Annotated in this window: 7 protein-coding genes; 5 read left to right on the forward strand and 2 right to left on the reverse strand. The window is 46.8% G+C overall.

What is annotated here, in order from left to right; translation table 11 throughout:
- Positions 1–722, reverse strand: a 722-nt coding sequence (locus A1D16_RS16490) for an HAD-IIB family hydrolase (RefSeq protein ID WP_290711500.1), incomplete at its 3' end; no start/stop codon positions are given.
- Between the two features lie 10 nt (positions 723–732).
- On the reverse strand, positions 733–1731 hold the full coding sequence (locus A1D16_RS16495; RefSeq protein ID WP_290711502.1) for an NAD(P)H-dependent glycerol-3-phosphate dehydrogenase: 999 nt from the start codon (positions 1729–1731) through the stop codon (positions 733–735).
- A gap of 156 nt (positions 1732–1887) precedes the next feature.
- On the opposite strand from A1D16_RS16495, the gene gcvT reads away from it, so the two are divergent.
- From gcvT to A1D16_RS16520, 5 genes are all read left to right on the forward strand, one after another.
- A complete protein-coding gene (gene gcvT, locus A1D16_RS16500) occupies positions 1888–2973 on the forward strand; it encodes a glycine cleavage system aminomethyltransferase GcvT (protein ID WP_290711504.1) in 1086 nt (361 codons plus the stop codon).
- A 116-nt stretch (positions 2974–3089) separates the two neighbouring features.
- On the forward strand, positions 3090–4169 hold the full coding sequence (locus A1D16_RS16505; protein ID WP_290711506.1) for a mechanosensitive ion channel family protein: 1080 nt from the start codon (positions 3090–3092) through the stop codon (positions 4167–4169).
- Between the two features lie 44 nt (positions 4170–4213).
- Positions 4214–5218, forward strand: coding sequence for a polysaccharide deacetylase family protein (locus tag A1D16_RS16510; RefSeq protein WP_290711508.1), 1005 nt, complete (start codon positions 4214–4216; stop codon positions 5216–5218).
- A gap of 3 nt (positions 5219–5221) precedes the next feature.
- The gene (locus tag A1D16_RS16515; protein ID WP_290711510.1) at positions 5222–5692 is read left to right on the forward strand and encodes an SRPBCC family protein; all 471 of its coding nucleotides are present in this window, start codon (positions 5222–5224) and stop codon (positions 5690–5692) included.
- Between the two features lie 22 nt (positions 5693–5714).
- On the forward strand, positions 5715–6162 hold a 448-nt coding region (locus tag A1D16_RS16520; RefSeq protein ID WP_290711512.1), incomplete at its 3' end, for a 2-phosphosulfolactate phosphatase.

Below are 6162 nucleotides of genomic sequence, written 5' to 3' on the forward strand. Positions count from 1 at the left end.
GCCGGGTCGTACTGGTTGAAAGCGCCGAATGCCCGGAAGGCTTCCAGGATTCCGCCACAACCGGCCCGTTCGGCCTGGTAAATAAGGGATTGTCCGGCAGTGGCTTCTACCAGGGCAGGTTCAGCAGCTCCTACCACTACTCCTTTATAACCGGTTTGATAGAGCGATAAATCATTCAGCGTATCACCTGCTACCAGTATTGAATCGGCCGGCACATTCAGCAATTTGACCAGTTGTTTCAGGGTAAATCCCTTGTTTACGCCGGGGGGTAAAACATCCAGAAATTTTCCGGCCGATACCAGCACATCACAACCAAGATCAGCTGCTGAATGCCGCAACTGCTCCATATCGGTTTCATGGTCAAAGAAATAGGAACTTCTACGGGTCATGGGCACTTCCTGCCTTCTTAAACCGGGAATATCTTTCAGCCGGTTGGTTACCACCAATGACCCGGGCCACCTGTTTTCAATTTCTGACTGAATCGGCTGAATCGGTTCCAGGGTTCTTCCATTTACCACGGTAGCGCCCACATCACATATAATATAATCAGGGTTCGGAATAACCGGGTCATTTAACAGGGGAATAACGGTTTCCAATCCACGCCCGGTAACAAATACGAGTCGGATAGTAGGATTCTCGCGGATAACCCGGTATAATTGCTGTTTGTCGGCACTCTTACCACCTAAAAATGTTCCATCCAGATCGGTCGCTAATAATAACATACTATCTATTTTATCTTAAATAATGTTCAAGCAGCCTCATTTCATTAAACGGTGAGGATTGCTTGTATAATATCCGGTATACCGCTGAAAGCAGCGGTAACTGAAGTTTGGCAGTTTTAGCCAGCTGGTACAAACCTTTTGCTGCCGGGTAACCTTCGGCCACCATTTGCATATGTGTTTGCGCCATCGGAACGGAGTAACCCCTTCCGATTAGTTGCCCGAATGCGCCATTCCGGCTGAATCCTGAATAGGCGGTTACCAGTAAATCGCCGTAATACGCCGAATCGTTCATATCACGCGGGGCCGGATGCAGGGTATCTATCAGCAGTTTTGTTTCGCGCAGCGCATTACTGATCACTACGGCCAGGAAATTATCCCCAAAATTCATACCTCTTACAATGCCAGCCGCTATGCCCACTACATTCTTCATAATGGCCGATAACTCCACCCCCATGGGGTCTGAATTGGTAATTACTTTCAGGTAAGGCGATTGCACGGCGTTGGCCACTGCCCCTACCATTTTTTGCGAATGACCCGAAATCGTAAGATAGGTTCGCCGGCCCATCGCAATTTCTTCCGCATGGCAGGGGCCGCCTACTACCAGGCAATCTCTGGGGTTCATACCCAATTTCCTGGCCAGGAAAACGGAAGGAATTGCACCGGTTCCGGGTACCACGCCCTTGATGGAAACAAGTAGCTGTTTGCCTTCCGGTAGAGGTTCTTCCCAGTCGGCAAGGGTGGCTTCCAGGTAGGCCGAGGGTACAGCAAATAAAATATGGTCAGCGGCATTAATCGCAGCATCAATTGATGAAACCGGATTAATTCGATCGAGATTCAGCGACAGGTATTTCAGATAATGCTGTGGACTCCGATGTAATAAAATATGGTCCACATGGGCCGGTGACCGCAATAACCAGGTCACCTGAACACCGCTTTCTGAGAAAATTTTTACCAGGGCAGTTGCCCAACTTCCACTGCCAACTATACTGATTTTTTGTAATGCAGGCATGGTGCAAAGGTAGTCCAGAATGGCCGGTTTACCGGGGTGGAAGCCGTCCATTAATTCATAATAAATTGATTATTAGTTAATTAGACAGCTTATTTTAATGGTATTTTCATATAACCCAGTTTCCCGCTACTTTTGCGCCACACTAACAGCAAGCCAATGAAAAATACGCCTTTTACAGAGAAACACCTTGCTCTGGGAGCCAAAATGGCACCGTTTGCAGGGTATAATATGCCTATTTCCTATACCGGAATTAATGACGAACATGCGGCTGTTCGATCCAATGCCGGCGTATTTGATGTAAGTCATATGGGCGAATTTATCCTGAAAGGGGCAGGCGCCCTTGACCTGATTCAACGGGTAACTACCAACGATGCCGCCAAACTCACCAAGGGAAAAGCACAATACAGCGCCTTAACCAATGAAACAGGTGGTATTGTAGACGACCTGATCGTTTACTGCATAGAAGAAAACCAGGTATATATGCTGGTCGTAAATGCCAGTAATATTGAAAAAGACTGGAACTGGATCAGCCGATTTAATACCGGCGGGGTAGAAATGCATAATATCTCTGATAAAACCTGCCTTTTGGCTATCCAGGGGCCGAATGCCACTAAAATTATTCAGCCACTGACCGAGCTCGACATCCTCAACCTCAAATATTACACCTTTGTAAAAGGCCGCTTTGCAGGTGTCGACAATGTTTTAATAAGCGCTACCGGGTATACGGGGTCTGGTGGAGTGGAAATTTATTTTGAAGACAGCAACGGGGCCGCCGATACCATCTGGGCCGCCATTTTTGAAGCCGGTGCTGCCGCCGGAATTAAACCCATTGGCCTGGGTGCAAGAGATACCCTTCGCCTGGAAATGGGTTATTGTTTATATGGAAATGATATCGATGACAGCACTTCTCCGCTCGAAGGCGGACTGGGCTGGATCACCAAATTCACCAAAGATTTTACCGCTAAATCCATTTTAGAGGCACAAAAAGCAGCCGGTGTTCAACGCAAGCTGGTGGGCTTTGAAATGATTGATAAAGGAATTCCCCGGCATGATTACCTGATCACCGATGCAGCAGGAAACCCTATCGGAAAAGTAACCAGTGGTACCCAGGCACCCAGCCTGCAAAAAGCTATCGGAATGGGCTATATTGCTACCGGTCATGCACAACCGGAATCAGAAATTTATATCCAGGTACGCGACAAAAAACTAAAGGCCAAAGTAGTTAAAATGCCCTTTAGTTAATCGTTAAGATCTCATTAGAAAGGCCGCACCGGAGTTCCGATGCGGCCTTTTTTTTGTAATTTTGCAACTCCTACACCCACCGCCTGCCGTTTATTTTTCATTAAACTTTTTCACGCATGAAAGAATTGCTAAATCAGAGTTTTTGGGGAAATACCTATATGGCCTATCTCATTGCTGCCCTCAGCATGTTGGTTGCCTGGGTTATTGTACGGGTTATAAAAAAATATGCTGTCCGGAAACTTCAGCAGCTGGTTTCTTCCACCAATAACCAGTACGATGATATGGTAGTGGCAGGCGTGGAAAAATTCATTATTCCGTATGCCTATCTCTTCATTAATTACAATATTATTACCCACCTGGTATTACATCCCAGGTTGGAGAATATACTTCGGGTAGCTATTACCGTTATTACGCTTTATTATTTTGTTCGCCTCGTGAACCATATCCTGGAAGCCCTGATCAAAGGCTTTATGGAAAAAAGGCAGGAAACACCCGAACGAATCAGGCAGTTAAGAGGAGTTATGCTGGTGCTCAAAGCAATTGTATGGTTTTTAGGGTTTGTACTTCTGTTAGACAACCTGGGGTATGATGTGGCCACCATCATTGCTGGTATGGGTATTGGTGGTATCGCCATTGCACTGGCAGCACAAACCATATTGGGTGATTTGTTCAGCTATTTTGTGATCTTCTTTGATAAGCCGTTTGAGATCGGTGATTTTGTGAATGCCGAAGGCAAAACAGGAACGGTTGAATACATTGGTATAAAAACCACCCGCATACGAAGCATTACCGGCGAACAGGTTATTGTTTCCAATACCAAGTTAACCAATACCGCCCTGCACAATTTTAAACGCATGGAAAGAAGGAGGATAAGCTTCACTATTGGTGTAACCTACCAAACCCCTGCTGCTAAACTGAAACAGATCCCCGGTATTATTGAAGCGGCCATTAAAGCCCAATCTATTGCCGCTTTCGATCGTTCACATTTGTCGGGTTTTGGCGATTTCAGTATCAATTTTGAAACGGTTTATTTTATTCAAACCCCCGATTACCTGGCCTTTATGAATGCTCAACAAGAAATCTACCAAACCATCTTTGAGGCATTTGAAAACAACCAGATCGATTTTGCATACCCCACCCAAACCCTTTTTCTGGAAAGAGCCAACCAGGAGAAATCGGCTACTGCAATGGAATAAAGCCCCGGCTATTTTGTATCTTTTCATCCGTCAAATTTTCTTCAATGCGGAAATTCGTATGGGCAGTATTCCTGCTGGTAACGGTGCATTCAAAAGCGCAGCTAAGCCACCCAACCTATGCAGAGCAACTCGGTTTTCCCAAAGGTGCGCGGGTGGTTATACTACATGTGGATGATGCCGGTATGAGTTATGATGCTAATATCGGGGCTATGCGCGCACTCACCGAAGGGGTGGCCAGCTCCGTCAGCATTATGATGCCCTGCCCCTGGGTACCCCAGTTCATAAACTGGCTGAAAGAAAACCCCCGTATTGATGCCGGCCTGCACCTTACCTTAAATGCAGAATGGCAGTTGTACAAATGGGGGCCCCTGAGTGGCGCCCCGGCTGTACCCGGGTTGGTTGATACCAGTACCGGTGCTATGTATGCTTCCGTTGAACAGGTAGTAAAAAACGCCCAACCCGAAGAAGTAGGAAAAGAAATTTCCGCACAAATTAACCGTGCCCGCCAAATGGGCTGGGAACCGACCCATCTCGATACACATATGGGAACGGTATTTGCTGATCCCCGGTTTACCATGCAATATATTCAGATCGGTATCCGGGAAAAGATTCCCGTAATGCTTCCGGGCGGACATAATACCGTGCTATTTGCGGACGACCCTGCACTGGCCCAACGTAAAGCAGAAACAACCCAGCTAGGCCAGCTGCTCTGGAAGGCTGGCCTGCCCGTTTTGGACGACCTGCACAATAAAAGTTATGGCTGGATCATTCCGGCTGAAGCCCTTCAGTCAGACAAGGCGCTGCAAGCCTATGCCACCCGGCAATACATTCAGGCCCTGGAAGAATGCCGGCCCGGCCTTACCATGCTGATCATGCACTGCACCCAACCTTCAGAACTGTTTAAACATATCAGTGACAGCGGTCCCCGGCGAAAAGCAGACCTGCTGGGCATGTTATCGCCTGCGGTAAAAAAATACATCAGGGAAAAAGGCATTATTCTTACCACCTGGAGAGAACTTATGGAAAGACGGAAAAAGCTCAGCCAATAACCCATGCCGAAAATTCATCTAACCTGCTTTATACTGGCCCCCGTAGAAAGGGTTTTTGACCTTTCCCGAAATATTGACCTGCATAAAAAATCAATGGCCGCCACCAATGAAGAAGCTATTGCAGGTACCACCAACGGACTTATTCAATTAGGCGATACCGTTACCTGGAAAGGCAAACACCTGGGTAAAACCAGGTTTCACAAATCAAAAATTACCGCCCTCCGCGCACCCGTCCATTTTATTGATGAAATGATGGAAGGCGATTTCAAATCATTTGTTCATAACCACCATTTTAAACCCGTTGAAAATGGTACCATCATGATTGATGAGCTCCATTATGAGATGCCTTACGGTATGCTGGGCAGGCTGATGGATCGGTTTTACCTCTATAACTATTTGGTTAAGTTACTGGAAACCAGGAATTTAATGATAAAACAGACAGCTGAATCGGAGCGATGGAGACAGTTTTTGTAACTGCACCCTATCTTTGCACCCCATGAATAATCGCCCAAGTCTCTACACTTCACTTTCGCCGGCCCTCTTACACCTTTATGATGTACGCGAAAGTATTGTCGTTATCATTGATGTATTACGCGCTACTTCTACTATTGCTACGGTATTGTACAATGGTGCCAGCTCTGTTATTCCGGTAGACTCGGTTCCCCGTTGCATTGAGCTGGGCGGACAATTAGGCGCTATTACGGCTGGTGAGCGAGACGGGAAAGTGGCACCCGGCTTAAGTTATGGAAACTCCCCCTTTGAATATCCACGGTCATTTGTAGAAAATAAAACGGTGGTACTGACTACCACCAACGGAACCAAGTTGCTGCATATGGCTTTAAACAATGGAGCACCCATGGTTATAACCGGCTCCTTTCCCAACCTATCGGCGGTTTGTGCTTTTCTCCTGGAACAAAAAAAACCGGTAATCCTGGGCTGTGCTG

The organism is Flavihumibacter sp. CACIAM 22H1 (assembly GCF_001601815.1).
Classification (GTDB): domain Bacteria; phylum Bacteroidota; class Bacteroidia; order Chitinophagales; family Chitinophagaceae; genus Flavihumibacter.